Annotated in this window: 22 protein-coding genes; 16 read left to right on the forward strand and 6 right to left on the reverse strand. The window is 67.6% G+C overall.

Features of this window, described 5'->3' with window-relative positions:
- Window positions 1-231: 231 nt before the first annotated feature.
- Window positions 232-2,655 (reverse strand): penicillin-binding protein 1A, encoded by a 2,424-nt coding sequence (locus G370_RS0107225; RefSeq protein ID WP_019659991.1) that lies wholly within the window; start codon window positions 2,653-2,655, stop codon window positions 232-234.
- A gap of 219 nt (window positions 2,656-2,874) precedes the next feature.
- Between G370_RS0107225 and G370_RS0107230 the strand changes: the two genes are divergently transcribed.
- From G370_RS0107230 to tkt, 13 genes are all read left to right on the forward strand, one after another.
- Complete coding sequence (locus G370_RS0107230) at window positions 2,875-3,933, forward strand: pilus assembly protein PilM (RefSeq protein WP_010484061.1); 1,059 nt, start codon at window positions 2,875-2,877, stop codon at window positions 3,931-3,933.
- Window positions 3,933-4,823, forward strand: coding sequence for a PilN domain-containing protein (locus G370_RS0107235; protein WP_019659992.1), 891 nt, complete (start codon window positions 3,933-3,935; stop codon window positions 4,821-4,823). The genes G370_RS0107230 and G370_RS0107235 overlap by 1 nt, the downstream gene beginning before the upstream one ends.
- On the forward strand, window positions 4,820-5,497 hold the full coding sequence (locus tag G370_RS0107240) for a type IV pilus inner membrane component PilO (RefSeq protein WP_019659993.1): 678 nt from the start codon (window positions 4,820-4,822) through the stop codon (window positions 5,495-5,497). The genes G370_RS0107235 and G370_RS0107240 overlap by 4 nt, the downstream gene beginning before the upstream one ends.
- Window positions 5,497-6,030: a pilus assembly protein PilP gene (locus G370_RS0107245; protein ID WP_019659994.1), complete on the forward strand. Its 534-nt coding sequence runs from the start codon at window positions 5,497-5,499 to the stop codon at window positions 6,028-6,030. The genes G370_RS0107240 and G370_RS0107245 overlap by 1 nt, the downstream gene beginning before the upstream one ends.
- Before the next feature lie 21 nt (window positions 6,031-6,051).
- On the forward strand, window positions 6,052-8,025 hold the full coding sequence (locus G370_RS0107250; RefSeq protein ID WP_019659995.1) for a type IV pilus secretin PilQ: 1,974 nt from the start codon (window positions 6,052-6,054) through the stop codon (window positions 8,023-8,025).
- 197 nt (window positions 8,026-8,222) lie between these two features.
- The gene (locus G370_RS0107255) at window positions 8,223-9,248 is read left to right on the forward strand and encodes an AAA family ATPase (protein ID WP_019659996.1); all 1,026 of its coding nucleotides are present in this window, start codon (window positions 8,223-8,225) and stop codon (window positions 9,246-9,248) included.
- Between the two features lie 8 nt (window positions 9,249-9,256).
- Entirely contained in the window at window positions 9,257-10,186 is a 930-nt protein-coding gene (locus G370_RS0107260; protein WP_019659997.1) for a DUF58 domain-containing protein, read from the forward strand.
- Complete coding sequence (locus G370_RS0107265; protein WP_019659998.1) at window positions 10,183-10,632, forward strand: DUF4381 family protein; 450 nt, start codon at window positions 10,183-10,185, stop codon at window positions 10,630-10,632. Before G370_RS0107260 ends, G370_RS0107265 begins: the two co-directional genes overlap by 4 nt.
- On the forward strand, window positions 10,629-11,633 hold the full coding sequence (locus tag G370_RS0107270; protein ID WP_019659999.1) for a vWA domain-containing protein: 1,005 nt from the start codon (window positions 10,629-10,631) through the stop codon (window positions 11,631-11,633). The genes G370_RS0107265 and G370_RS0107270 overlap by 4 nt, the downstream gene beginning before the upstream one ends.
- A complete protein-coding gene (locus G370_RS0107275) occupies window positions 11,630-13,468 on the forward strand; it encodes a tetratricopeptide repeat protein (protein ID WP_026347023.1) in 1,839 nt (612 codons plus the stop codon). Before G370_RS0107270 ends, G370_RS0107275 begins: the two co-directional genes overlap by 4 nt.
- On the forward strand, window positions 13,465-15,180 hold the full coding sequence (locus G370_RS0107280) for a BatD family protein (RefSeq protein ID WP_019660001.1): 1,716 nt from the start codon (window positions 13,465-13,467) through the stop codon (window positions 15,178-15,180). Before G370_RS0107275 ends, G370_RS0107280 begins: the two co-directional genes overlap by 4 nt.
- 57 nt (window positions 15,181-15,237) lie before the next feature.
- Window positions 15,238-16,557: a dicarboxylate/amino acid:cation symporter gene (locus tag G370_RS0107285; protein ID WP_019660002.1), complete on the forward strand. Its 1,320-nt coding sequence runs from the start codon at window positions 15,238-15,240 to the stop codon at window positions 16,555-16,557.
- A gap of 336 nt (window positions 16,558-16,893) precedes the next feature.
- Window positions 16,894-18,891 carry a transketolase gene (tkt, locus tag G370_RS0107290; protein ID WP_019660003.1) on the forward strand — a complete coding sequence of 666 codons (1,998 nt, stop codon included), beginning with the start codon at window positions 16,894-16,896 and terminating at the stop codon, window positions 18,889-18,891.
- 115 nt (window positions 18,892-19,006) lie between these two features.
- On the opposite strand, the gene G370_RS0107295 is transcribed toward tkt, so the two are convergent.
- From G370_RS0107295 to G370_RS0107305, 3 genes are all read right to left on the reverse strand, one after another.
- Window positions 19,007-19,555, reverse strand: a complete 549-nt coding sequence (locus tag G370_RS0107295) for a riboflavin biosynthesis intermediates N-glycosidase (RefSeq protein WP_019660004.1) — start codon at window positions 19,553-19,555, stop codon at window positions 19,007-19,009.
- Between the two features lie 62 nt (window positions 19,556-19,617).
- A complete protein-coding gene (locus G370_RS0107300) occupies window positions 19,618-21,570 on the reverse strand; it encodes an acetyl-CoA hydrolase/transferase C-terminal domain-containing protein (protein ID WP_019660005.1) in 1,953 nt (650 codons plus the stop codon).
- 34 nt (window positions 21,571-21,604) lie between these two features.
- Complete coding sequence (locus G370_RS0107305) at window positions 21,605-22,162, reverse strand: flavin reductase family protein (protein ID WP_019660006.1); 558 nt, start codon at window positions 22,160-22,162, stop codon at window positions 21,605-21,607.
- A gap of 118 nt (window positions 22,163-22,280) precedes the next feature.
- Between G370_RS0107305 and G370_RS0107310 the strand changes: the two genes are divergently transcribed.
- The 3 genes from G370_RS0107310 to G370_RS0107320 are packed head-to-tail and all read left to right on the forward strand — an operon-like array spanning window position 22,281 to window position 24,440.
- Window positions 22,281-22,646 (forward strand): BlaI/MecI/CopY family transcriptional regulator, encoded by a 366-nt coding sequence (locus tag G370_RS0107310; protein WP_010484077.1) that lies wholly within the window; start codon window positions 22,281-22,283, stop codon window positions 22,644-22,646.
- Complete coding sequence (locus G370_RS0107315) at window positions 22,639-23,880, forward strand: M56 family metallopeptidase (RefSeq protein WP_019660007.1); 1,242 nt, start codon at window positions 22,639-22,641, stop codon at window positions 23,878-23,880. Before G370_RS0107310 ends, G370_RS0107315 begins: the two co-directional genes overlap by 8 nt.
- Entirely contained in the window at window positions 23,877-24,440 is a 564-nt protein-coding gene (locus G370_RS0107320; protein WP_019660008.1) for a hypothetical protein, read from the forward strand. The genes G370_RS0107315 and G370_RS0107320 overlap by 4 nt, the downstream gene beginning before the upstream one ends.
- Window positions 24,441-24,497: 57 nt before the next feature.
- On the opposite strand, the gene G370_RS0107325 is transcribed toward G370_RS0107320, so the two are convergent.
- Together G370_RS0107325 and G370_RS0107330 are read right to left on the reverse strand one after the other, a co-directional pair.
- Window positions 24,498-25,298 (reverse strand): MBL fold metallo-hydrolase, encoded by an 801-nt coding sequence (locus G370_RS0107325; protein ID WP_019660009.1) that lies wholly within the window; start codon window positions 25,296-25,298, stop codon window positions 24,498-24,500.
- 11 nt (window positions 25,299-25,309) lie between these two features.
- The gene (locus G370_RS0107330; protein WP_019660010.1) at window positions 25,310-26,128 is read right to left on the reverse strand and encodes a S1/P1 nuclease; all 819 of its coding nucleotides are present in this window, start codon (window positions 26,126-26,128) and stop codon (window positions 25,310-25,312) included.
- Window positions 26,129-26,211: the final 83 nt, after the last annotated feature.

Raw genomic sequence — 26,211 nt, forward strand, 5'->3', positions numbered from 1 at the left:
TGACTCCCTGTTGCGACCTGGCTACAGAGTAGCGCAGGGATGTGACATCTGCGTGGGTATGGCGCAGAGATGCCAACCAACGGTTGGCAGCTACCACGGCAAACGGGTGCCGTTGATCCTGTAGAGCCGAGCCCATGCTCGGCTGCTCTACCGCGGGCCCCCGGAGCCGAGCATGGGCTCGGCTCTACAAAGGGCAGTGCCAACCAAGGTTGGCACCCACCTGTCCCTTCCTCAGAAGATATCGAACGCGGCGGCGTCGGCCTGCGGCGTATTGAGGTTCAGGTCGTAGTCGGTCAGGCGGTCCATGTCTTCCACCTTCACCCACTCGGTCGCGCCGTTGAGGGTGGCCTGGACCATGCCGCTGGGCGGATCGTTCTGCGCGATCGGGGTGTCCTTCAGCGCGGTGCGCATGTAGTCGATCCAGATCGGCAGGGCGGCCTTGCCACCGTATTCGCGGTAGCCCAGCGAGCGGAAGTCGTCGCGGCCCACCCACACGGTGGTCACGTACGGGCCGCCGAAGCCCGAGAACCAGGCATCGCGGTGGTCGTTGGTGGAGCCGGTCTTGCCACCCACGTCCTCGCGGCCGAGCACCTTGGCCTGTACGCCGGTACCGCGCTGGACCACGTCGCGCATCATCGACACCAGCTGGTAGGCGGTGCGGGCGTCGATCGCGCGTGGGGCGGTGCGGGCATCGGGGTTGACCGGCGCGGCCGGGGTTTCGGTCTTGGCTTCGGCCTTGGCCGCAGCGGCCGGGTCTACCTTCGGCGCCGGGGCGCCGAAGTTGAAGCCGTCCACCACCTGGTTCACCGGCTGGTCGCTGCTGCCGGCGCACTCGCGGCAGGCCAGCGCCGGGTTTTCCTTGAATACCAGGTTGCCGTCGCGGTCGTTCACCTGGTCGATCAGCCAGGTGTCCACGCGCGAGCCGCCGTTGGCGAACACGGCGTAGCCACGGGCCACCGACAGCGGGGTGAGCGAAGCAGTACCCAGCGACATCGACAGGTTCGGCGGCAGCTCGGATTCGGCGAAGCCGAACTCGCTGATGTACTTGCGCGCGTAGTCCACGCCCATGCCATCGAGCAGGCGCACCGAGACCAGGTTGCGCGACTGCACCAGCGCTTCACGCAGGCGCATCGGGCCGCGGAAGCCGCCGCCGTCGTTCTGCGGCGCCCAGGTCTTGCCGCGGCGGTCGCGGAACACGACCGGGGCGTCGAGCACGATCGAGGCCGGGTTGTAGCCCTTGTCGAAGGCGGCCGCGTAGACGAACGGCTTGAAGCTCGAACCCGGCTGGCGACGGGCCTGGGTGGCGCGGTTGAACTTGTTGCCGGAGAAGCTGAAGCCACCGACCAGCGCCTTCAGCGCGCCGCTGTGGGCATCCAGCGAGACCAGCGCGGACTGGCCGCGCGGGATCTGGTCCAGCAGCCACTCACCTTCCTTGGCACCGGCCCGCACGCGCACGATGTCACCGCGCTGCACCAGCTTGCCCGGGGTCTTGTTGGTCCACTTGGCGGCACCGGCCGGCAGCACGATCTCGGTCCGGTTGGCCAGCACCACCGTGGCGCTGCCATCGGCACCGGTGCTGGCGACGATGGCCGGCAGCAGGCCGGCCTGGCCGTACAGGCCACGCAGGTGTTCGGCCAGGGCGGCGGCGTCTTCACCGGCACCCACCTGCACCTGCTTCTCCACGCCGTGCCAGCCGTGGCGGTGGTCGTAGAGCAGCAGGCCATCACGGACGGCCAGGTTGGCGGCGGTCTGCAGGGTGGAGTCGATGGTGGTGGTGACGTGGTAACCCTTGTTGACCACATCGCCGCCGAAGCGGGCGATCATCTCCTGGCGCACCAGCTCGGCCACGTAGGGCGCGTCGACCTGCACCGGCGGCTCATGCGCGGTGGCGTGCATCGGCACGGCCTTGGCCGCGTCGGCTTCGGCCTGGCTGACGAACTTCAGGTCGGCCATGCGCTGCAGCACATAGTTGTCACGACGCTGGCGGGCGCGCTCCGGGTTGGAGATCGGGTTGCCCGAGGACGGGAACTTGGGGATGCCGGCCAGCGAGGCCATCTCGTCCAGGTCCAGCTCGTTGAGCTTCTTGCCGTAGTAGAACTCGGCGGCGGCGGCCACGCCGTAGGCGCGGTTGCCGAAGAAACTCTTGTTCAGGTACAGCTCGAAGATCTCGTCCTTGCTCAGTTCGGACTCGATCTTCCGCGCCAGCAGGATCTCGGCCAGCTTGCGGGTATAGCTGTACTCGGAGCTGAGGAAGAACTGGCGGGCCACCTGCTGGGTGATGGTGGAACCACCGGGCACGCGCTTGTCGTTGGTGGTGGCCAGCAGCCAGACCGCGCGGCCGATGCCCTTGTAGTCCACACCGCCATGCTCATAGAAGCGGGCGTCCTCGGTGGCCAGGAAGGCCTGCTTCAGCTTCTCCGGCACGTCCTTCATGGTGATCGGGGTACGCCGGGTCTCGCCGAACACCGCCATCAGCTTGCCGTCGGCGGCATAGACGTACATCGGCTCTTGCATTTCCACGTCGCGCAGGGTCTGCACGTCGGGAAGCTTGGAGGACACGGCGTAGTACAGACCGCCCACGGCGGCCGCGCCGATCAGCGCCAGGACCAGGACAATCAGGAAGATCCAGCGCAGCCAGCGGCGGAGTCGAGTCATCGGGTTCAGATTCCGATTGCGAATTTCGTGGTCGCAGAGTATAGATTACGCAAGGTGGCGGCTGGGGTCGGCACCGGGGAGCGCAAGGGGAACAGTCAGGGGCTGCATCGTGAATCCGTGAGGAACTTCACAGCAGGGCCGTTGCCATTTGCTAAGAATACGTTATTAATGCTCGGGCGCAGGTCTTGCGTCCAAGTGCCCGTCGGCAGGGGAGAAACCGTGGGGCTCATCCCAAAAAGTCAGTCGCCGCTTGTAGGCGTCGACATCAGTTCGACTGCGGTAAAGCTTTTGCAGCTGTCCCGCAGTGGCAACCGTTTTCGCGTGGAACATTACGCTGTGGAACCTCTTCCGCCGAATGCGGTGGTGGAAAAGAACATCGTGGAAGTGGAGGCCGTAGGTGAGGCCATCCGCCGCGCGATGAACCGCTCGGGGAGCAAGGCCAAGCTGGCCGCTGCCGCCGTTGCCGGTTCGGCGGTGATCACCAAGGTGATCCCGATGCCGGCCGAGCTCGACGAGAACGACATGGAAGCCCAGATCGAGCTGGAAGCGGTCAACTACATTCCGTACCCGATCGAGGAAGTGAACCTGGACTTCGAGGTGATCGGGGCGATCCCGAACAACCCGGAGATGGTCCAGGTGCTGCTGGCCGCGTCGCGTTCGGAGAACGTGGAACTGCGCCAGTCGGCCCTGGAACTGGGTGGCCTGCAGGCCAAGGTGATGGACGTGGAGGCCTTCGCGGTCGAGAACGCCTACGCCCTGGTCGCCAGCGAGCTGCCGGTGTCCATCGAGGGCGTGGTCGCGCTGGTCGATATCGGCGCCACCATGACCACCCTCAACGTCCTGCGCGGCGGCCGCAGCCTGTACAGCCGCGAACAGGTGTTCGGTGGCAAGCAGCTGACCGACGAGATCATGCGCCGTTACGGCCTGAGCTACGAGGAAGCCGGCCTGGCCAAGCGCCAGGGTGGGCTGCCGGAAAGCTACGAGATGGAAGTGCTGGAACCGTTCAAGGAAGCCACGGTCCAGCAGATCAGCCGCCTGCTGCAGTTCTTCTATGCAGGCAGTGAGTTCAACCGCGTTGACCACATCGTGCTGGCCGGCGGCTGCGCTGTGCTGGGCGGGCTGCCGGAGATGGTCGAGGAACAGCTGGGCGTGCCGACCGTGGTCGCCAACCCGCTGGCGCAGATGACCCTGGGGCCGAAGGTGAACGCACATGCGCTGGCCCAGGATGCCCCCGCGCTGATGATCGCCACCGGTCTGGCGCTGAGGAGCTTCGACTGATGGCACGCATCAATCTATTGCCCTGGCGCGCCGAGCGGCGCAAGCAACGCCAGCGCGAGTTCTACGCAATGCTGGGCATGGCCGCGATCGGTGGCCTGCTGCTGTCGCTGGTGATCTGGTTCTATTACGACCGCCAGGTGAGCGGCCAGATGGACCGCAACGCCTATCTGGAAGCCGAGATCGAAAAGGTCAAGGAACAGAACAAGGAGATCGACCGCCTCGACGCGCAGAAGGAACGCCTGCTGGCCCGCAAGAAGGTCATTGAAGAACTGCAGGCCAAGCGCTCGCAGATGGTGCACCTGTTCGATGCGCTGGTGCGCACGATTCCCGACGGCCTGGTGCTGACCGCGCTGAAGCAGGAAGGCGACGTGCTGACCCTGGAAGGGCGCACCCAGTCCAACGCCCGTGTTTCGGCGTACATGCGCAACCTGGAGACCTCCGGCTGGATGACCAACCCGGAACTGTCGATCATCGAAGCGCGTGACCCCGATAAGGACAAGGACGGCAAGACCGGCCCGGTTGCGGACATCAAGGCGCTGCCCTACGTGTTCGTGGTCAAGGTGAAGCTGCCGGCGCAGAGTGAGGAAGTGGCCGCTACGCCAGGCCTCAACGCCGATGGTTCGGTGGCAACGCCGGCGCCGCCTGCCGTGGCACCGCTTGCCGCCGGCCCGGATGCAGCGGCCCCCGCCGCGCCGGCCGCAGGCCAGCCCGCTGCTGCTCCGGCTGCACCCGCCCCCGCCGCCGCTCCGGTCAACGCACCTGCTGCCACCCCGGCCGCGCCGAACCAGCCGGCAGCCCCGGCTGCCAAGCCTGCGCCGAAGCCCGAGGGCAGCCGCCTGGCGCAGCCGCCGCAGGCCTTCAACGCCCCGCTGCAGGGGGATCGCGCATGAGCCAGAAAATCGATCTGAAGAACCTGGATTTCAACGACATCGGCAACTGGCCGCAGAAGGCCAAGATCGTCTTCTGCTCGCTGTTGGCGCTGGTGATCATGTTCGTTGCGTGGATGCTGCTGATCAGTGGCAAGCGCGAGGAACTGGCCGGCCTGGAATCGAAGGAAGTCGACCTGCGTGCCGAGTTCACCAAGCAGCAGGAACGCGCGGTGAACCTGGCGCCGCTGAAGCAGCAGCTGGCACAGATGGAACAGGTGCTGCAGCAGATGCTGCGGCAGCTGCCCAGCAAGACCGAAATGCCGGACCTGATCATCGACATTTCGCAGACCGCGTTGTCCAGCGGCCTGACCAACGAGCTGTTCGAGCCGGAGCAGGAGCAGGTCAAGGAGTTCTACGCCGAAAAGCCGATCAAGCTGCGCATGGTGGGCAGTTACCACCAGTTCGGTGCCTTCGTCAGTGGCGTGGCGTCGCTGCCGCGCGTGGTCATCCTGACCATGCACGACATCAACCTCAAGCCCAAGGACAAGACCAGCGGCAATGCCCGCAGCGGTGCGCTGGAGCTGTCCGGAACGGTCAAGACCTATCGCTATCTGGATGAGACGGAAGTGCAGGCGCAGCAGGCTGTCGCCGATGCCGAAGCGAAAAAGAAGAACGGCAAGGGGGGCAAGAAGTGATGCGCACGTACATCGCACGCAGTGCAGTGGCGTTGGCGGTCCTGTTGCTGGCCGCCTGTGGCCGCGGCGTGACCAGCACGCCGGGTGATGCGCCGAATCTTGAAAAGTGGGTGGAAGGCGAGCGTGCACGACCGGCGCAGCCGCTGGAGCCGCTGCCGGTGATGCAGCAGTTCGAAACCTTCGAATACTCCGCACAGGGCCTGCGCGATCCGTTCACCGATGCCTGGACCAATCCGCAGCAGGGGAATGGCGGATTGCGTCCGGATCCGAACCGGCGCAAGGAGCCGTTGGAAGGCTTCCCGCTGGATGCACTGGACATGGTCGGTACCATCGGCACCGGCGCCGCTACCGTGGCGCTGGTGATGGGGCCGGACAAGGTGACCTACCGGGTACGCCCGGGTGGGTACCTTGGGCAGAGCGACGGGCGGGTCACGGCGGTCTTCGAGGACCACGTGGAGCTGATCGAACTGGTGCCGGATGGCGCGGGCGGCTGGCTGGAACGGCCGGCAACGCTCTCGCTTGAAGATCAATGATCGTTTACTGGGGATAGCACGATGACCTTTCACCAAGCCAAGGGGCTGCGTCCCATCCGGCGCTCTACCTTGAACCGTGTCAGCGCGTTGGGAGTCGCGCTGATGCTGGCCTGCGCTCCGGCGCTGGCCGCCGCACCGGCCGAGAAGCCGGTGGGCGCCACCGTGGCACCGGCGGCAGCGCCGGCGGGCCTGTCGGTGGCCAAGATCGATTTCAAGCGCGGCGATGATGGCGCCGGGCGCCTGATCGTCCAGTTCGACGGCCAGGGCGCGGTCCCGGACCTGCGGACGCAGGGCAACAGCGTGGTGGTCGATGTCGGTAACGCCCGGCTGCCGGCCAACCTGCAGAAGCCGATGAACGTCACCGACTTCGCCACGCCGGTGCAGCGCATCGACGCCAAGCCGTCCGGTGCCGGTACCCAGCTGGTGCTCAGTACCGGTGGCGCGGTGGAGTCGCTGGCCTACCAGAGCGGCAACGAGTACGTGGTGGAGATCAGCCCGCGGCAGGCGCCCGCCGCGGTGGGCGCGGTCACCGCCGGCAGCGTCACCCAGGCCGCCAAGGCGGTGGGGCAGCGTGGCTTCACCGGCAAGCCGGTGACCTTCAACTTCCAGGACGTGCCGGTGCGCACCGTGCTGCAGTTGATCGCCGAAGAATCCAACCTCAACGTGGTGGCGTCCGATTCGGTACAGGGCAATGTGACCCTGCGCCTGGTCAACGTGCCGTGGGACCAGGCGCTGGACATCGTGCTGCGCGCCAAGGGCCTGGACAAGCGTCGCGATGGCAGCGTGATCTGGGTCGCTCCGCAGGCTGAGCTGGCCAAGTTCGAGCAGGAGAAGGAAGACGCGCGCATCGCCATCGAGAACCGCGAAGACCTGGTCACCGATTACGTCCAGATCAACTACCACAGTGCCACGCAGATCTTCAAAGCGCTGACCGAGGCCAAGGGCATCGGCGGCGGCAGTGGCGGCGGCAATGGCGGTGGTGGCGGTTCGTCGCAGGAAGACAGTGGTTTCCTGTCCTCGCGCGGCCGTATCGTGGCCGACGAGCGCACCAACACGCTGATGATCAGCGACATCCCGAAGAAGATCGCGCGCATGCGTGAGCTGATCGGTGTGATCGACCGTCCGGTTGACCAGGTGCTGATCGAAAGCCGCATTGTCATCGCTACCGATACCTTCGCCCGCGAGCTGGGTGCGAAGTTCGGCATCAGCGGCAGCCGCGACAACGTGTACTTCAGCGGCAGCCTGGATGCCAATGCCGAAACCCGGAAGTCGCAGGTCGATACGGCGCAGGCCAACGCCAAGGCGATTCGCGAGTGGCAGGCCGGCGGCAGCGTCGGCCCGGCGCCTATTCCCAGCGGCCCGACCATCAAGCGCGGCCTGAACTGGAACCTGCCGGTGGCCGCAGCCAACAACCCCGGCTCGCTGGCGCTGTCGATCCTCAACGCAGGCTACCTGCTGGACGTGGAGCTGTCGGCCATGCAGGAAGAGTCGCGAGGTGAGGTGATCTCCAACCCGCGCGTGGTTACCACCAACCAGCGCGAGGCCATGATCAAGCAAGGCAAGGAGATCGGCTACGTCACCATCAGCGGCACCGGTGCTGCCGGTGGCGCCGGCTCCACCCCGAACGTGCAGTTCAAGGAAGTGGTGCTGGAACTGCGGGTGACCCCGACCATCACCAACGACAACCGCGTGTTCCTCAACATGCAGGTGAAGAAGGATGAAGTCGACCGCCTGATCGAACTGCAGGGCTACGGCACGGTGCCGTCGATCAACCGCCGCGAGGTCAACACCGCGGTGCTGGTCGAGGATGGGCAGACCGTGGTCATCGGTGGCGTGTACGAGTTCACCGACCGCAGCAGCATCAGCAAGGTGCCGTTCCTGGGCGACGTGCCGTTCCTGGGCAACCTGTTCAAGAAGCGCGGCCGCAACAAGGACAAGGCCGAGCTGCTGGTGTTCGTGACGCCGAAGGTGTTGCGCGTGGCCAAGCAGAACTGAGCCCGCGCCACCCGCGAAACGAAGAAGGGCCGCCATGCGCGGCCCTTCTTCGTTTCCACCCGTAGATCCACGCCGCCCGTGTCCAGTAGATCCACGCCATGCGTGGATGGGCCGTTCAGCCGTTCTTGATGCCAACCGCAGGGCACCCTGCGATGATGTCGGGAACCCGTGCCGTCCCGCGCCGGTCAAAGGCCCCCATGAACCTGCCACCGCCGATGCCCGAAACCGTCTCGCCGCCGCCCGCGCCGGCCACCTCCCGCCTGCATGGCGCCTTCACCCAGCTGCGCGATGCCCTGTCGGCCGAGATCGTCGGCCAGGCGGCACTGGTCGAACGCCTGCTGATCGCGCTGCTGGCCGATGGCCACCTGCTGGTGGAAGGCGCTCCGGGCCTGGCCAAGACCACGGCGATCCGCGCGCTGGCCTCGCGCCTGGAAGCTGACTTCGCCCGCGTGCAGTTCACCCCGGACCTGCTGCCGGCCGACCTGACCGGCACCGAGATCTGGCGTCCGCAGGAAGGTCGCTTCGAATTCGTACCCGGACCGATCTTCCACCCGATCCTGCTGGCCGATGAAATCAACCGCGCGCCAGCCAAGGTGCAGTCCGCACTGCTGGAAGCGATGGGCGAGCGCCAGGTTACCGTTGGCCGCCACACCTACGCGCTGCCGCCGCTGTTCCTGGTGATGGCCACGCAGAACCCGATCGAACAGGAAGGCACCTTCCCGCTGCCGGAAGCACAGCTGGACCGCTTCCTGATGCATGTGCGCATCGGCTACCCGGACCAGGCTGCCGAATCGGAGATCCTGCGCCTGGCCCGCGAGCGCGCCCGTGGCGCATTGGGCGAAGCCGCACCGGCGCCGGAAAAGCTGCCGATGCAGGATGTGTTCGATGCCCGCCGCGAAGTGCTGGACCTGCACATGGCGCCGGCGCTGGAACGCTACCTGATCGAGCTGGTGCTGGCTTCGCGTGATCCGGCGCGCTATGACGCTGGCCTGGGCCGCCGCATTGCCTGGGGCGCCAGCCCGCGCGGTTCCATCGCACTGGAACGCTGCGCGCGTGCGCGCGCCTGGCTGGCCGGCCGCGATTTCGTCACCCCTGATGATGTGCGTGCGGTCGCTGCCGACGTGCTGCGCCATCGCGTGCTGCCCAGCTACGAAGCCACTGCCGAAGGCTGGGATGGCGAACGCCTTGTGCAGGAGCTGCTGGCCCGGGTGCCGGCACCCTGAGCCTGCGCATGACCGATCCATCCCTGCACCACGCCTCCTCCGTCAGCGACGGTGACGGGCTGCGCCCGCAGCTGTCCGAACTGGTGGCCCTGCGCCGCCTTGCACAGCGTCCGCCGCCGCCACGCCGTGGCCGTGCCGGCAACGCCGGGCAGGCGCCGTCACCGCTGCGCGGGCGTGGCATGGAATATGCCGAGTCACGCGAGTACGTGGCCGGTGATGATGCGCGGCATATCGACTGGCGGGTGACCGCACGGACCGGTCGTGCCCACACCAAGCTGTTCCAGGCCGAACGCGAGCGGGTCAGCCTGATCGTGGCCGATACCTCGCCGGCCCTGTACTTCGGCACCCGCGTGCGCTTCAAATCGGTGCAGGCCGCACGTGCAGGCGCCGTCGCCGCGTGGTCGGCGCAACGTCGTGGCGATCGCATCGGCGCCCTGCGTGGCAGCGACCGTGAACCACCGATCGCACCGGCAGGTGGGCCGCGCGGCGTGCTGCGCGTGCTGGATGCGCTCACCCGGTGGTATGCGCAGCCCCCGGCCGATGACCTTGGCCTGGAGCGCGCGCTGGACCATGCCGGTCGCGTCCTGCGCCCGGGTGCACGCGTGCTGGTGCTGGCCGACCCGCAGCAGGCCATCCGTATTCCGCCTGCGCGCTGGAGTGCGCTGGCCCAGCACCATGACCTCAGCCTGGTGCTGCTGGTCGATCCATTGGAACTGCAGCCTCCATCGGCCGCGCTGCAGTTCCAGACCCTGCAGCAGCGCATCGGCCTGGACCTGCGGCGCAGCGAGGTGCAGGCGCATTGGCAGGCACACTTCGTCGAACCGCTGCAGGAACTGCGGCGTCAGCTCGGCGCACGCCGTGTCGATGTGCAGGTGCTGACCACCGATGCGCCCAGCGATGCCTGGTTGGCACCATCGCCCACCGAGGTGCCGGCATGAGTGCCAACCTGCCGCTGCGCGACGTCCAAGTGCCACCGCCTCCGTCGTGGTGGCCACCGGCACCGGGCTATCTGATGATCGGCGGTGGGGTGCTGCTGTTGCTGGCGGCGATGGCCTTCGTGTGGTGGCAGCGCCGCCGACGCTGCCAACGCTGGTTGCAGCTGTTCGATCAGGAGCTGGCAACCACCGCCGATGCGGCTGCCGAACTGGCGGCGATCGCAGGGCTGCTGCGTCGCGCCGCGCGCCAGGCACAGCCCGGCAGTGAATCCCTGCGCGATGACGCCTGGTGGCAGCGCGTGGATCCGGAAGGCACGCTGCCCGCGGCGCGTCGCAGCCTGCTGGCCGAAGGTGCCTATCGCCCACGCGTGGACGCCAACGATGTGGCGGCGCTGCGCAGCTGGGCGCGCGAGCGCTATCTGGCCATGCTGCTGGAGCGGCGCCGATGAGCCTGCTGGCAAGTTACTGGCCATGGCCGGACCTGCAGCTGGCATGGCCGCTGGCCCTGCTGGCGCTGCCGTTGCCGTTGCTGATGCACTGGTGGAAGCGTCGTGCCGATCCCGGCGCAGCACTGCGTGTGCCCTATGCGGCGACGGAACTGGAAGCGCTGGCCGGTGGCGGCCGCGTCGATGTGTCGTGGCTGCGTACGCTGCTGTTGTGGCTGGGCTGGTGCGCGCTGTGCGTCGCACTGGCTCGCCCGCAACAGCTGGGCGAAGCAATCACGCCACCGCAGGAGGGCCGGCAGATGATGCTGGCGATGGACGTGTCCGGCAGCATGGGCGAGGGCGACATGGTGCTGGGTGGACAGGCGGTGGATCGCCTGACCGCGGCCAAGGCCGTGCTCGCCGATTTCCTTGATCGTCGTGCCGGTGATCGCATCGGCCTACTGATCTTCGGCGACCGCGCCTACACGCTTACGCCACTTACTGCCGATCTGGCCAGCGTGCGCGACCAGCTGCGCGACAGCGTGGTTGGCCTGGCGGGTCGCGAGACGGCCATCGGTGATGCCATCGGCCTGGCGGTGAAGCGCCTGCGCAGCCAACCCGAAGGCCAGCGCGTATTGATCCTGCTGACCGACGGCGTCAGCAACGCCGGCGTGCTGGAACCGCTGCGTGCGGCGGAAGTGGCCCGCGCCGAAGGTGTACGCATCCACACCGTCGCGTTTGGTGGCGATGGCAGCATGCGCCTGTTCGGCATTCCCATCTCCGCCGATCAGGACCCGGTCGACGAGGCCACGTTGAAGAAGATTGCCAGCATGACCGGTGGCCAGTTCTTCCGCGCGCGTGACACCGCGCAGCTGGCCGGGATCTACGCTGAACTGGACCGGCTGGAGCCGATCGCCGCGAAGGGGCCGAGCCTGCGCCCGCGCGAGGAGCGCTATGCCTGGCCGTTGGGCCTGGCGTTGTTGCTGGGTGCGTTGGCATGGGTGTGGCCGGAGCGCCGCCGATGATCGCGTTGGCATCCCATCTTCCCGACTGGAATGCGCTGCACTTCCTGCGCCCGGAATGGCTGTGGGCCTTGCTGGCATTGCCGGTCATCCTTGCACTGGCGCTGTACCGGCAGCGGCGCAGCGATGTATGGCGAACAGCGGTGGATGCCCACCTGTTGCCGCATCTGCTGGCTGCGGGCACGCGCCGCCGTGCACGCCTGCCCTGGGCCGTGCTGCTGGGCTGGACGCTGGCCTCGCTGGCCATGGCCGGGCCGAGCTGGCGCCAGCAGGCACAGCCGATGTTCCAGGCCAGCGCACCGCTGCTGGTCGTGCTGGATCTGTCCAGCCGGATCAATGCCACCGACCTGCCGCCGTCGCGCCTGCTGCAGGCCCGGGCGAAAGTGGGTGAGCTGCTGCGTGCCCGCCAGGGCGGACAGGTGGGCCTGGTGGTCTACGCCGAGGATGCCTACACCGTGGCGCCGCTGACCGACGACGGCAGCAATGTGGCGCTGTATCTGGACGCGTTGTCGCCGGATGTGATGCCACGCGACGGCCAGCGTGCCGACCGCGGTATCGACTGGGCGACGCGGTTGATGCGCCAGATCGGGGCATTGCGGGGGCAGATCCTGCTGGTCAGCGATCAGGCGGATGATGAAGCGGCACTGGCGGCCGCGCAGGCGCGCAGCCTCGGCCTGCAGGTGTCGGTACTGGGCCTGGGCACATCTGCCGGTGCGGCGTACCGGGATGGCAGTGGGCAGATCCGCCAGGCCACGCTGGATGAAGGCAGCCTGCGTGCGGTGGCTACGGCCGGTGGTGGCCGCTATGCCCGCATCGCCGCCGATGACAGTGATCTGCGCGCACTGGGTGTACTGGATGCACGCGAAGGTACTGCGGCGCAGCGGCCCGGGGAGGGCAAGCAATGGCGTGATGAAGGGTTCTGGCTGCTGCCACCGGTGATGCTGCTGGCGCTGCTGGCCTTCCGCCGCCGCGCGCTGCTGGCGGCGGTGCTGGCGGTGGGCCTGCTGCCGTGGATGAGTGATGTGCAGGCGCAGGCACCCGCCGTGCCGGCTTCACCGCCGGTGAAGGGCACACTGTGGAAGCGCGCCGACCAGGTGCAGCACCAGCGTCTGGCCGAAGGTGCGCAGGCGTACCGCAATGGCGATTTCGCCAGTGCCCGCAAGCAGTTCGAGGGCATCGACAGCGATGCGGGCTGGTACAACCTGGCCAATGCACTGGCCCGCCAAGGCAACTACGACGAAGCCATTGCCGCCTACGACCGCGCGCTGGCACTGCATCCCGGCATGGCCGACGCGGTCGCCAACCGCGCCGTGGTCGATGCCGCGCGCAAGCGCAAGCAGTCCGGTGGCAAAGGCCAGGATCAGCAGAAACCACCGCAGAACGGGCAGCAGAAGCCACCGCAGAACGGCCAGGGGCAGCAGAATCCGCAGGGCCAGAAGCCGCAGCAGGGCCAGCAGGATCCTGGCCAAGGCCAGCCGCAGTCGGGCCAGCAGGGGCAGCCCAAGCCCGGTGACGGCAAAAACCCGTCGAGCCCGCAGCCCGGCGAGCGCGGCCGCGATGGACAGCCGGCGCCACCACAGGTGGAGGATGCCAAGGCACAGGCCCGGGCCGATGAGCAGCAGCGCCAGCGCATGCAGCGGGCAATGCAGCAGGCACGTGAGGGCAAGGGCGAACAGGACGGCAAGCCCGTGCCCGGCAGCGACGGCAGCACTGCGCGCCAGCGCGAGGAGCAACAGGCGGTGGAGGCGTGGATGCGACGCGTGCCGGATGATCCGGGTGCATTGCTGCGGGCCAAGTTCCAGCTGGAAAACGAACGCAGGAAGAGGGAAGGGCGATGACGCGGGCGATCAACATGCACAGGCACTGGCCCCGACAGGTACTGGCGGCGTTGCTGCTGTGGCTGCCGCTGCTGGCCTGGGCGCAGCCGCGCGCGTGGCTGGACCGCGACCGCATCGCGTTGGGTGACACGGTAATGCTCAATGTCGAGAGCGACCAGGGCGCGCCGGACTTCACGCCGTTGCGTACCGACTTCGATCTCAGCGGGCAGACCAGCAGCCGCCAGGTGGAGTGGCGCAATGGCAGCATGCAGCAGCGCACTCTGTATGGCGTGGCACTCACCCCACGGCGCAGCGGTGCACTGGTGGTGCCGGGTCTGCAGGTGGGCAGTGCACGTACCGCGCCGCTGACCCTTCAGGTGGATGCCGCTGCCGTGGCCGGCCCCGACAGCAACGCGGTGGCCTTCATCGAAACCGTTGTCGATGACGAGACGCCGTACGTGCAGCAGAGCGTGGGCGTGGTGGTGCGGCTGTATTTCGCCTCGCAGCTGGCGTCCGGCGAACTGGTGCTGGATACCCCGGCAGGCGCGTCGTTGCAGCGGGTGGGCGATGACCGCACCGATGTGCGGCAGGTCAATGGCCGTCGCTACAACGTGGTCGAGCGGCGCTTCCTGCTTGTTCCCGAGCGCAGCGGTGCACTCCGGCTGGCCGGTGCGCGCTTCAGTGGGCGCAGTGCCGGTGGCTTCTTCGACGATTTCTTTGGCGGCGGCGACGGGCGCATGAATGCCACCGGCGCCGACCGCACGTTGCAGGTACAGGCACAGCCGGCGCAGGCGCCGCAGCCATGGTTGCCGCTGCAGGGCCTGCAGCTGCGCTACACCAGTGCACCGACCAGCGCACGTACCGGTGAGGCGGCCAACGTGGTGGTCGAGGCGATTGCCGACGGTGCCACCCGCGCGCAGTTCACCGACCTGCCGGTGCCCGATGTCGGCAACGCCGCACAGGTGTTCGCCGAACCCGCACAGTACGAAGAGAGCTTCAACGGCAGCACGCCGCGCCTGAAGATCACCCGCCGCTATTCGATCGTGCCGCGCCAGCCGGGTTCGCTGGTGGTGCCGGGGCCGCGCCTGCCGTGGTGGGATGTTCGTGCGGGCAAGCCACAGGAAGCGAAGCTGCCGGACCTGACACTCGCCGTCGCAGCCGGTAATGGCGGTGGCAGTGCTTCACCTGCGCCGCTGCCGCCGATCGACACCGATGCTGCGCTGCCGGGGGGCGATGGCCAGGACAGCCGTATCGCGGCCACCGATCCGCGCGCCAGCGGCCTGGCCGAGCGTCCGTGGCCATGGATGGGCGCCGCTATCGGCCTGGCGCTGCTGTGGCTGCTGACCTTGCTGTGGGGCTGGCAGCGTGGCCGTCGCCCGCGCGTGGCGCCGCCTGAGGCGGGCAGGGGGGCTGTGCCGGCTGTGGCGACGGGACGTGCCGGCCTGGCCGAACTGCGCCGCGCGCTGGATGGTGAAGGCTTCGATCAGGTAGAAGCTCAGCTATGCGCGATGGCCGGCGTTGAACGCATCGAGCAGGTCATCGCCCGGTTGGATGACCCGGCCCAGCGCCAGGTGCTGCAGGACCTGCAACAGGCCCGCTGGGGCGGGCAGGGTGATCTGGCGCCGCTGCGCACGCGCCTGCGCGAGGTCTTCCGTGACGGACCGCACTGGTCGGCGGCGGCGATCACCGCTGACACTGGGCTGCCGCCGCTGTATCCACCGCGGCGAACCTGAACCGGCGCCGCTTGCGCGCTTTGTTAGAGTGCATTCATTTTTCGAGGAAACCCGCGCATGACAGCAGCTGCTGCCGACAAGAAGAAGTTGCCCCTGCATTGGAAGATGGGCATCGGCTTTGCGATCGGCCTGATCCTGGGACTGATCGTGCACGCCCTGGGTGGCAGCGTCGATGGTCTGCAGGCCGGTGCCAAGTGGGTAATGGACTACATCACCACCCCGGCGTCGGGCCTGTTCCTCAACCTGATCTTCATGCTGATCGTGCCGCTGATCTTCTCGGCGCTGATCATGGGCGTGTCGGAGATGGGCGACATCCGCGCCCTTGGCCGCATCGGCTGGAAGACCCTGGCCTATACCGTGCTGTTGTCCGGCATTGCCGTGGGCATCGGCCTGGTGCTGGTCAACCTGCTCAAGCCGGGCGCCGGCGTGGATCCGCAGGTGGCCGCGATGATGCTGTCGGAGAACGCAGAGCGCAGCAAGGAAATCGTTGCCGGCATCCATGGCACGCCGAAGGGCATGGACATGCTGTTGTCGATCGTGCCGAGCAACGTGCTGCAGGCCGCGTCCGACAACGGCGCGATCCTGTCGCTGATGTTCTTCGCGCTGATGTTCGGCATCGGCATGGTGTTGACCGACGACGAGAAGGTCGCCCCGCTGCGCCGTGCCATCGAAGGCGTATTCGAAATCTCGATGACCCTGATCAACCTGGTCATCCGCCTGGCGCCGTACGCGGTGGCCTGCTTCATGTTCAACCTGGCCGCGCTGTTCGGCTTCGAGCTGATCATCCGCCTGGGCGCCTACGTGGGCGTGGTGGTGCTCGCGCTGGGCCTGCACATGATCGTGACCTACGGCACCGCCGTGTGGCTGTCCGGCCGCTCGCCGCTGTCGTTCTTCCGCGATACCCAGGAAGCGACGGTGATGGCGTTCTCCACCGCCTCCAGCAACGCCACCCTGCCGACCGCGCTGCGCGTGGCCGACCAGATGGGCCTGCCGCAGCGCGTGTCGCGCTTCGTGCTGACCGTGGGCGCCACCGCCAACCAGAACGGCACCGCGCTGTTCGAGGGCGTGACGGTGATCTTCCTGGCCCAGTTCTTCGGCGTGGACCTGAGCATCGGCCAGCAGATCATGGTGATGGCGGTCTGCATCCTCGGTGGCATCGGCACGGCCGGCGTGCCCTCGGGCTCGCTGCCGGTGGTGGCGATGATCTGTGCGATGGTGGGCGTGAACCCGCTGGGCATCGGCCTGATCCTGGGCGTGAACCACTTCCTGGACATGTGCCGTACCGCGCTGAACGTGACTGGCGACCTGGCCCTGACCACGCTGGTGGCCAAGGGCGAAGGCCACGATGGCCCGGCGCTGGGCCCGCAGCAGGACTGAGTCCGGATTCCCGCCCCCGGACTCCGGGGGCGGGTAGTGCCGGCCGCTGGCCGGGTACGCGTCATCGCATGCGCGCTGCCGCTCCCACGTTTCGCGATGCGAATCGTAGGCCCCCCTTACCGGCTTCCACACCCCCGCGCCTAGGGCGCAGCCCCCGGACTCCGGGGGCGGTAGTGCCGGCCGCTGGCCGGCAACTTCATGATCTTCATTGAATTCTGCGCAGTTGGCGGCCAGCGGCCGGCACTGCCGGGCACGGTGAACCGACCCCCCGCCCGGCGACTATGGGACAATAGGCCGCCCGCACGTCCGCGGCCGCCTCCCGATTCCGACAGAACCATGACGCAGCCTACCCGTCGCCAGTTGGCCAACGCCATCCGCTTCCTTGCCGCCGATGCGGTTGAAACCGCAAAGTCCGGCCACCCCGGCATGCCCATGGGCATGGCCGACATCGCCGAAGTCCTCTGGAACGACTACCTCCGCCATAACCCGAGCAACCCGCACTGGTTCAACCGCGACCGTTTCGTGCTGTCCAACGGCCATGGTTCGATGCTGCAGTACGCGCTGCTGCACCTGAGCGGTTACGACCTGCCGATCGAGCAGCTCAAGCTGTTCCGCCAGCTGGGCAGCCACACCGCCGGCCACCCGGAGCGCCATGAGACCCCGGGCGTGGAAACCACCACCGGCCCGCTGGGCCAGGGTTTCGCCAACGCCGTGGGCTTCGCCCTGGCCGAGAAGCTGCTGGCACAGCGCTTCAACCGCCCGGAGCTGGAAGTGGTCGACCACCGCACCTGGGTGTTCATGGGCGATGGCTGCCTGATGGAAGGCGTATCGCATGAAGCGGCGTCGCTGGCCGGTACCTGGGGCCTGCACAAGCTGGTCTGCTTCTGGGACAACAACCACATCTCCATCGACGGCAACGTCGAGGGCTGGTTCACCGACAACACCCCGGAGCGTTTCGAAGCCTATGGCTGGAACGTGGTCCGTGACGTCGATGGCCACGACCCGGAAAGCATCAAGGCCGGCATCGAGGCCGCGCTGTCGCAGAGCGACAAGCCGACCCTGATCTGCTGCCGCACCACCATTGGTTTTGGTTCGCCGAACAAGGCGGGCAAGGAATCCAGCCACGGCGCACCGCTGGGCAAGGACGAACTGGAAGCCACCCGCAAGCAGCTGGGCTGGGAGTACGGTCCGTTCGAGATCCCGCAGGCGATCTACGACGGCTGGCGCGCCAATGGCGCCGGCACCCTGCGCCAGGCCGAGTGGGAACAGCTGTTCGACAAGTACGCCAGCCAATACCCGAGCGAAGCCGCCGAGCTGACCCGTCGTTCGCACGGCGAACTGCCGGCCGACTTCGTTGCCAAGGCCGATGCCTACATCGCCCAGGTGGCGGCTGAAGGCCCGACGATCGCCTCGCGCAAGGCCTCGCAGCTGGCCATTGAAGCCTATGCTCCGCTGCTGCCGGAAATCGTCGGCGGCTCGGCCGACCTGGCGCACTCCAACCTGACCCTGTGGAAGGGCAGCAAGTCCGTTGCCAGCGACGACGCCAACGCCAACTACGTGTACTACGGCGTGCGCGAGTTCGGCATGACCGCCATTGCCAATGGCCTGGCCCTGCACGGTGGCTTCATTCCGTTCGACGCCACCTTCCTGGTGTTCAGCGACTACGCCCGCAACGGCGTGCGCATGAGCGCGCTGATCCCGGCCCACGCCATCCACGTCTATACCCACGACTCGATCGGCCTGGGCGAAGACGGCCCGACCCACCAGCCGGTGGAGCACCTGGCTTCGCTGCGCTACATCCCGAACAACGACGTGTGGCGTCCGTGCGATGCGGTCGAGTCGGCGGTGAGCTGGAAGGCCGCGATCACCCGCCAGGACGGCCCGAGCTGCCTGGTGTTCAGCCGCCAGAACCTGCCGCACCAGCCGCGCAGCGCCGAGCAGATTGCCCAGATCGAGCGCGGCGGTTATGTGCTGGCCGATGCTGCCGGTACCCCGGACGTGATCCTGATCGCCACGGGCTCGGAAGTCTCGCTGGCCACCGAAGCCAAGGCCCAGCTGGACGCGGCCGGTATCAAGACCCGCGTGGTCTCGATGCCGTCCACCGACGTGTTCCTGCGCCAGGATGCGGCCTACCGTGAATCGGTGCTGCCAAATGCCGTGCGCAAGCGCGTGGCCGTGGAAGCCGGCGTCACCGGTTTCTGGCGCCAGTTCGTCGGCCTGGACGGTGCTGTGGTCGGTATCGACACCTTCGGTGCCTCGGCGCCGGCCGATCAGCTGTACAAGCACTTCGGCATCACCACCGCCCACGTGGTGGAAGCGGCCAAGTCGCTGTAAGCAGCATCGCAGCGTGATGCAGGAAAGGCCGGCGCACGCCGGCCTTTCCTTTTTTCTGTGGGGCGAATCGAATCGGTCGCCGTGCCGGTGGATCCACGCCATGCGTGGATGAGCGTTACATCGCGTCGCGCACGTCCATCAGCGCAAACCCCAGCAGGTTCAATCCGCGCCACCGCGCCGGGTTGTGCGCGTCGGCGTGGTCCTTGGCCAGGCCGATGCCCCAGATGAAATCCACCGGGCTGGCTTCCACCAGCACCCAACGCGCAGTGGCGCGCAGGAAGGCGCCCAGTTCCGGGTTCTGGCTGAACTTGGCGCGGTTGCCAGCCACCACCAGGTCGTAGCGCGCCTGTACCCAGCGCGCTTCATCGAAGCCTTCGATCTGGCGGCCCAGCGCCTTTGCCTTGTCCGGTGTGGCGCTGGTGATGATCTTGTCGAGCAGCGCGCTGGCGCCGAACAACCGCGCCTTGCCGGCCATCATGTAGTGCTCGGCGGTGCGGTAGCGCACGCCATCAATGTCGAAGCCGGCGTCATACCACTGGCTGAAGCAGGACGCAGACACACCGCTGCGCGGCGGCTGGTGGCCCCAGAAACACAGATAGCGCAGGTCTTCGCCTGCGGCCTGGCGTTGCTGCAGGTCGTGCAGGAAACGGGAATCGTCGCTCATAGGCATACGATAGCGCGTTGGGCACCACGCATCCGCCGGGCACGGCCCGGCGCTGCCCCTGCCTACGCGGTGCGGGCGAGGGCCAGGCGGAGCAGTCGCGCATCCAGGCGCTCTGCGAAATTCTTCGGCGCCTGCAGGCCCATGCGCTGCAGGTACACCGCATCGCCGTCGCCGGCCGGTTGTCGCAGCGCGGCCCAGACCGTGCGCAGCTTGTCGCCACGGGTCTGCGTGTAGGCCTTCAGCCAGCCCAGTGCCTTCACCAGTACCTGCTCGATCTCGTTGAAGTCGCTGCCGAGCGGGTAGTCCGGCAGGCTGCCATCGGCGCGGAATGGGGCCAGTGCCGCGGCCAATGCCTGCGGCGTATTGCGCTGGAGGCGCTGCGTGTCCGGCTGGGACACCGCCAGCAGCTTGCGCGCGGCCTGCGCCTGCTGCAGCAGGCCACCCTGGAACGGGGCTTCGGTGATCGCGGTCATCGCATGCACGCAGTCCTCGTCGGTCAGACCTCGCAGGTCGGCGATGCCGTACTCGTTCAGGTAGATGTCGCGCAGGTGGCGCGGGATGGTGGTGTGCCCGTAGTTCCAGCGCACGTTGGACTCGCGCCGGCCCTTGTCATCGCGCGCGGCACGGAACATCAGCACGCTGCGCGCTTCCGGCAGAGCATGTGCCATCGCCACGAAGTTGTACTGGCCACCCACGCCGGACACCACGCGGCCATCGTCCAGCGCGTCCGACACCGCTGCACCCAGCGCGGTGGCCATCATGCAGGAATTGAAGAAGCGCGCGTGCCGGCGCTGCAGGCGTTCCAGCGTTTCGTTGCCACCGTACAGCTGGTTGATCTCGCTGATGCGGCGCATGCCGATCGCACGACACTCATCTTCCGGCAGCGTGCGCAACCACTCGTAGAACTCCGGCGAGCCCAGGTAGAACGCGCCGTGCAGGTACTCGCCCTCGGCGGCCAGGGTGGCGTGGTCGATGGACAGCGTGCTGCCATTTTCGATGCGCTGCATCAGCGCCAGGTCGTCGTGCACCTTGCGCTTGATCACCCCGGTCTGCACCAGCCGGCGGAAGCCCTCGTTGAGCATCTCGCTGCAGCCGTACAGGCCCACTTCGAACGGATCCAGCCCGCCGATCTCCTGCACCAGCGGGTGGCTGGCCAGCTGCGGATCCAGCGCGTGCAGCACGCGGCGGTAGCGGGCGTTGTCGGTGTGGCGCAGCACAAGCGCATGGCTGAGTGCATCGGCCAGCGTGCCGATACCGATCTGCAGGGTGCCGCCGTCGCGCACCAGCGTGCTGGCGTACAGGCCGATGGCGTAGTCGGCATCGCCGACCGGCTGCCGCGGCAGCCCGAACAGCGCCGGGTACGGCGGTGGCGGAGTGATCACCAGATCGAAGAACGACACATCGACCGTTGCCGAGCCGCCCAGATAGGGCAGCTGCGGATCGATCTCGGCGATCATCAATGGGCGCGGCAGGCCGCGCGCGGTCATCGCATCCAGCGTGTCCTGGGTGATGTCGTTGTTGCACGACAGGGAAAGCCGGCGGTCGTTCGGGCGCATCGCCACCTTCTGCACGATCACCTGCGGTGCGCGCTGCGCCACCGCGTCGGCGGCATGGGTGTAGTTCAGGCTGGTATAGCTGGATTGTGCCTGCCGCGACCCGAGCAGGGCGCCGGACTGCATGTAGAACTCTTCCACCTGCACATGTGCCGGCAACGCGTCGCGCGCGATCGCATCGGCATAGGCCAGGCGCGGGAAATCGTCGCCGAAATGGCGCTGCGCGAACGGCGCCAGGAAGCGCGCTTCCAGACCGTTGCCGCGCGCCTTCGGCGGGTTCAGCGACAGCGCGGTATACAGCTGCAGCGGCCGCGAAGGGTCGTGCTCGACGCGTGCGTAGAGGGCATTGAGCAGCCGGTGTGGCTTGCCCAGTGCCAGCGGTGCCCCGATCCGCAGCGGCCCGTCCACGCGCGCAAACAACCAGTCGACGGCGGCGTCCAGGTCGGTGAGGTGTTCGGTCATGCGGGGCGGTCCTGCGTGTGGGGGAGTGCGGGCATTACAGCATGTCGGGCTTGAACCGCCGTCGACGCGAGACTTCCGCGCCGGACACCATGAACTGCCCATCGCCGCGGTAATGCACCGTGCGCGGCAGCTTCGGCCGGGGCGCGACGTGGGCGCGCACGATTTCCCAGATGAACAGGTTGCTCGATTGCACCTGGCTGTCGTCGTAAAGACGGCATTCGAAGCAGGAATGGCATTGTCCGACCAGCGGCGCGCCAACCTCGCGCGCAGGTACTGCATCCAGCCCGAAACGCGCGAACTTGTCGACCTCGCGGCCACTGCAGTTGCCGATGTCGACCACGGTATCGAGCAGCTCCACGCCGGGTACGTTGATCACGCACTCGCCACTACTGACGGCCAGTGCATGGCTGTGGTTTTCATTCCACAGGTAGGTGGCGACCAACGACGGCGAAAAGCCCATCACCATGTGCCAGCCCATCGTCATCAGGTTGCGCTGGCCCTGCCACGCGGTACTGACCAGCACGATCGGGCCGGGTTCGAGGAAGCGGCGCGCCTGCTCGACCGGGAAATCCTTCTTGGACAGCGCTTTCATCCGGGGCCTGGGGCGGGAGGAATCGATGCTGGCGCAGCCGGGATGAACCCGGAGTCGAGGGGCTTGACAGATGATTCGATTACGCGCGTAATCGTGATGTCGATTACGGATGTAAACCATGACCCCGATCAGCGAAGCCGAAGCCGTTGTGATGGAGGTGCTGTGGCAGCAGGCACCGCGTAGCGCCGATGACGTGGTGGCCGCGCTGGCCCACCGCGACTGGGCCGAGCCGACCATCAAGACCCTGCTCAACCGCCTGTTGACCAAGGGCGCGATCGCTGCCGAGCGCGATGGCCGGCGCTACCTGTACCGGCCGCTGCTGCAGCGCCAGGCCTGGGTGGAGGCGCAGAGCCAGGACTTCATCGGGCGTGTTTTCGAGGGGCGCGTGGCGCCGCTGGTCGCGCACTTCAGCGAGCGCGGCCAGTTGAGCGCGCAGGACATCGCCGAACTGAAGAAGCTGATCCAGGAGCTGGACCATGACTGAGCTGCTCGACGGATTGTGGCAGGCCAGCCTGTGGCTGGCGGTGGGCGCGGTCCTGCTGGCGGTAATGCGACCGCTGCTGGTGCGGATGGGCGGCGCGGGGCTGGCCTACCGCAGCTGGTGGCTGCTGCCGATGCTGCTGGTGGCACTGATGCTGCCGTTGCCGCAGGTTGCGTTGTTGCAGCAGGTACCCACGCTGCCGCTGAAAGTGATGCCCGGTGCCATCGATGCTCTGAACGGGCCGTCGTTGCCATGGGCAGGGCTGTTGTTCGCGCTGTGGGCGCTGGGCGCGGGCATCTGCCTGCTGCGCGACCTGCGCGCACAACTCCGTTTCGAACGGCGGATGGGTCCACTGACGCCGCGCACCGATGGCAGCTGGCAGGCCAGCGGCGATCCCGGCCTGCCCGCGCTGGTGGGCCTGTGGCGACCGCGCATCGTGGTCGGCCCGGCATTCGACCAGCAGTTCACCGCACAGGAGCAGAACCTGATCCTGCAGCACGAGCGCAACCACCGTCGCAACGGCGATCACTGGGCCAACGGCGCGCTGCTGCTGGCGCGCGTGGTGTTCTGGTTCCACCCGCTGCTGCCATGGGCCGCACGCCGCTTCCTGCGCGATCAGGAACTGGCCTGCGATGCCCGCACCATCGGTCCGCAGCCTGCGCTGCGCGGCCTCTATGCCAGCACGCTGCTGAAGGCGCAGCTGGTCCACCCGGTTGCGCCCGCGGTTTGCCATTGGCGCAGCCAACCCGTGTTGAAGGAGCGTATCGCCATGTTGAAGCAGTCCAAGCGGAAGGCATTGCCGTGGGTGTCCGGGCAGGTGCTGGTGGTCGGGTTGTGTGTGGGCATGGGGGCGGTGGCATGGGCCAGCCAGGGCGGTGCGGCCGGTGGCACCCGGATCGGTGTCGAGCCGTTCGAACATGCGCAGGACGATGCGGCCAAGGCGGGGTTGGACCGGCCGATCCAGGTGGACAAGATGCCGCCGCCGTCCTATCCGAAGTCCGCCGTCGAGCAACGCCAGGTAGGCGTGGTCAATCTGCGCATCGAAGTGGATGCACAGGGCCATCCGACCGATGTGCGGGTACTCAGTGCGACCAATCCGGGGGTGTTCGACGCCGTCTCCGTCGCCGCCGCGCGCAGCTGGACCTATAGTCCCGCGGTGAAGAACGGCAAGCCGGTGGCCGGTGCCGTACGCATTCCGATCACCTACGCCATGGATGACACCGAGGACGCGAAGTGAAGTCCGCGCCGCTGTTGATGATGGCAGCGCTGCTGGTGGGGTGTGCAACCCAGGATCGCCTGACCACCGTCGATACCCGCAGCGAGAATGTCGGTCACCAGCGCCTGCAGCCGCAGGCGGGCGGCGGCAGTGGGCAGCTGCAGGTGTATTCGCTGGGTGCGACCGAGGGCTACCGGATGCCGCAACTGTACGCGGCACCGGACCCGGAGGTCGGGGATAGCGACCCGCGCGCGGAACTGGCGCCGACCACAATCTGCCTGCAGGTGGTGGTTGATGCCAACGGCGACGTCGAGCGCAGCCTGCCATTGACCGATCGCCCGGAGTGCGCGGCAGGGGCTGCACGCGAGAACGCGCCCCTGCTGCAGGCTGCGCAGGAAGCCGTGGCGATGTGGAAGTACTCGTCCGCAGCGGTCTGCCACTTCGCGGCCGGCAAGGTGCCTGCCGACCGCGGCGACTGCCGCGGCGCCGAGCGCGTCGAGCCGGTAGCGGTCACCCTGCAGTACGCCTTCACGTTCGAGATCGTGAAGGGACGGCACGTGGTGCGCACGCAGGGAAAATGACTGCTCGCGATGACCAGGATAGCGCCGGTCCACACCCGGCGGGCGCAGTGGCGTGGATCAGGCCCCGCCCTGGATGTTGGCCTTCACCGCTGGCTGCATCAGCTTCGGTTCTTCCAGCGTCGCATCGCGGGCCTGGCGCACGCTGACGAACTCCGCCTCGGCCACGCCGTCGTGCACGTGGATATTGTGCGCGCGCTGTTCGCCGATGGTGGTCTCGTTGGCGAACCCGCGGCCACCCGGGCCGTAGTCGTGGCAGACGAATACGCGCGTCGCATCGGGCAGGGCCAGCAGACGCTGGATCGAGCGGTACAACTGCGCGGCATCGCCGCCCGGGAAATCGCAGCGGGCGGTGCCGCCATCGGGCATGAACAGCGAGTCGCCGGTGAACAGCGCATCGCCGATCAGATAGGCGATGCTGTCGCTGGTGTGGCCGGGCACGGCGATGACCTGACAGCGCAGTTCGCCCAGAGCGAAGGTCTCGCCATCGCTGAACAGGCGATCGAAGATCTCATCGGCGGCCGGAAGCTGCAGGCCGTAGCGCGGCGCAAAAGTGGCCTGCACCGCACGGATGCCTTCGCCGATGCCCAGCGTGGCCTGCGGAAAGCGGTGCTTGAGCCGGCGCCCTGCCGACACATGATCGGCGTGGGCATGCGTCTCCAGCAGCCAGCGCAGCTGCAGGCCTTGTTGTTCGATGGCATTCAGCACGTCGCGCAGCGGTGCTTCGCTGCTGGCGTCGGTATCCGGGTCGTAGTCCAGTACCGGGTCGATCAGCGCTGCCTCGCCACTGGCCGGGTCGCTGACCAGATAGCTGAAGGTGTTGCTGTCACGGTGGAAGAACGACTGCACCTGGACCGACATTGGAACGCTCCTCAGCGCGTGCCGAGCACGCGGTTCAGCAACTGCGCCAGGTTCTCGCCGGCCAGTCGCAGCTGCGCTTCGGCCAGCGGCCGGTAGCGCTCGGTGTATTCATCACCGATCTTACGCGTGGCCGGATAAACGCCAGCTTGCATGGAAATGCGGCAGCTGGCCTCGGCCCAGGCCTGCGGGTCGCGCTGCGGGTTGGACTGGCGTGCCAGCTTCGGCGCGCGCTGGCTCTGCAGCAGCGGCAGGTAGCCGGCATCGTCCAGCTTGCGGGTGTTGAGCATGCCGCTGTCCCACAGCGAGTGCAGGTTCGTACCTCGGTTGCCGAACTGCAGCTGGAAATCGTTGCCGCCCTTGTCATGGGCGTAGCCGGCGTGCATCGGCTGGTGGATGTCACCCACCAGGTGCACGACGAACTTCAGCGCCTGCAGGCGCTCGCCGTCGGTCAGGCTGCGGTCGCCGAGGATGGCACTCTGTGCTTTCAGTGCCTCGACAATGCAGTTGCCGCTTTTGCAGTGCTTCGGTGCTTCGTAGTGGCAGTTGTCTTCGGCGATGTTGACGTAGTGCCAACCGGCCGAGCGACGGCCCAGGCCGGGGTCCTTGGCGCGCAGCTGATCGGCCCAGGGCGCGATGCTGGCCAGGGTGGCGTCTGGCTCGGTGGCCAGCAGACGGTCCACTTCGGCGCGGGCGGCGGGGTTGAGGCGGGCGTCGGCGACTTCGGCAACCAGGCGGTGGCCTTGTGCGCCCCAGGCATGGGCCGGGGCGGAAGCGGACAGCAGGGCCGGCGCCAGGGCGGCGGCGAGGAACAGGGAGTGCAGGGCTTTCATGCGCACATTCTAGCGGGCCTCGGCAGGCCCGGGCTTGATCACGCCTGGTGTTCGCCACGCGGCCTTGATGCGGCGGCCGCTAG

The organism is Stenotrophomonas hibiscicola ATCC 19867 (assembly GCF_000382065.1).
Classification (GTDB): domain Bacteria; phylum Pseudomonadota; class Gammaproteobacteria; order Xanthomonadales; family Xanthomonadaceae; genus Stenotrophomonas; species Stenotrophomonas hibiscicola.

Excerpts from the sequence above, each read along its gene's own strand:
- G370_RS0107225 (WP_019659991.1), bottom strand. The coding sequence starts at position 2,655 with ATGACTCGACTCCGCCGCTGGCTGCGCTGGATCTTCCTGATTGTCCTG.
- G370_RS0107235 (WP_019659992.1), top strand. The coding sequence starts at position 3,933 with ATGGCACGCATCAATCTATTGCCCTGGCGCGCCGAGCGGCGCAAGCAA.
- G370_RS0107240 (WP_019659993.1), top strand. The coding sequence starts at position 4,820 with ATGAGCCAGAAAATCGATCTGAAGAACCTGGATTTCAACGACATCGGC.
- G370_RS0107245 (WP_019659994.1), top strand. The coding sequence starts at position 5,497 with ATGCGCACGTACATCGCACGCAGTGCAGTGGCGTTGGCGGTCCTGTTG.
- G370_RS0107250 (WP_019659995.1), top strand. The coding sequence starts at position 6,052 with ATGACCTTTCACCAAGCCAAGGGGCTGCGTCCCATCCGGCGCTCTACC.
- G370_RS0107255 (WP_019659996.1), top strand. The coding sequence starts at position 8,223 with ATGAACCTGCCACCGCCGATGCCCGAAACCGTCTCGCCGCCGCCCGCG.
- G370_RS0107260 (WP_019659997.1), top strand. The coding sequence starts at position 9,257 with ATGACCGATCCATCCCTGCACCACGCCTCCTCCGTCAGCGACGGTGAC.
- G370_RS0107265 (WP_019659998.1), top strand. The coding sequence starts at position 10,183 with ATGAGTGCCAACCTGCCGCTGCGCGACGTCCAAGTGCCACCGCCTCCG.
- G370_RS0107270 (WP_019659999.1), top strand. The coding sequence starts at position 10,629 with ATGAGCCTGCTGGCAAGTTACTGGCCATGGCCGGACCTGCAGCTGGCA.
- G370_RS0107275 (WP_026347023.1), top strand. The coding sequence starts at position 11,630 with ATGATCGCGTTGGCATCCCATCTTCCCGACTGGAATGCGCTGCACTTC.
- G370_RS0107280 (WP_019660001.1), top strand. The coding sequence starts at position 13,465 with ATGACGCGGGCGATCAACATGCACAGGCACTGGCCCCGACAGGTACTG.
- G370_RS0107285 (WP_019660002.1), top strand. The coding sequence starts at position 15,238 with ATGACAGCAGCTGCTGCCGACAAGAAGAAGTTGCCCCTGCATTGGAAG.
- tkt (WP_019660003.1), top strand. The coding sequence starts at position 16,894 with ATGACGCAGCCTACCCGTCGCCAGTTGGCCAACGCCATCCGCTTCCTT.
- G370_RS0107295 (WP_019660004.1), bottom strand. The coding sequence starts at position 19,555 with ATGAGCGACGATTCCCGTTTCCTGCACGACCTGCAGCAACGCCAGGCC.
- G370_RS0107300 (WP_019660005.1), bottom strand. The coding sequence starts at position 21,570 with ATGACCGAACACCTCACCGACCTGGACGCCGCCGTCGACTGGTTGTTT.
- G370_RS0107305 (WP_019660006.1), bottom strand. The coding sequence starts at position 22,162 with ATGAAAGCGCTGTCCAAGAAGGATTTCCCGGTCGAGCAGGCGCGCCGC.
- G370_RS0107310 (WP_010484077.1), top strand. The coding sequence starts at position 22,281 with ATGACCCCGATCAGCGAAGCCGAAGCCGTTGTGATGGAGGTGCTGTGG.
- G370_RS0107315 (WP_019660007.1), top strand. The coding sequence starts at position 22,639 with ATGACTGAGCTGCTCGACGGATTGTGGCAGGCCAGCCTGTGGCTGGCG.
- G370_RS0107325 (WP_019660009.1), bottom strand. The coding sequence starts at position 25,298 with ATGTCGGTCCAGGTGCAGTCGTTCTTCCACCGTGACAGCAACACCTTC.
- G370_RS0107330 (WP_019660010.1), bottom strand. The coding sequence starts at position 26,128 with ATGAAAGCCCTGCACTCCCTGTTCCTCGCCGCCGCCCTGGCGCCGGCC.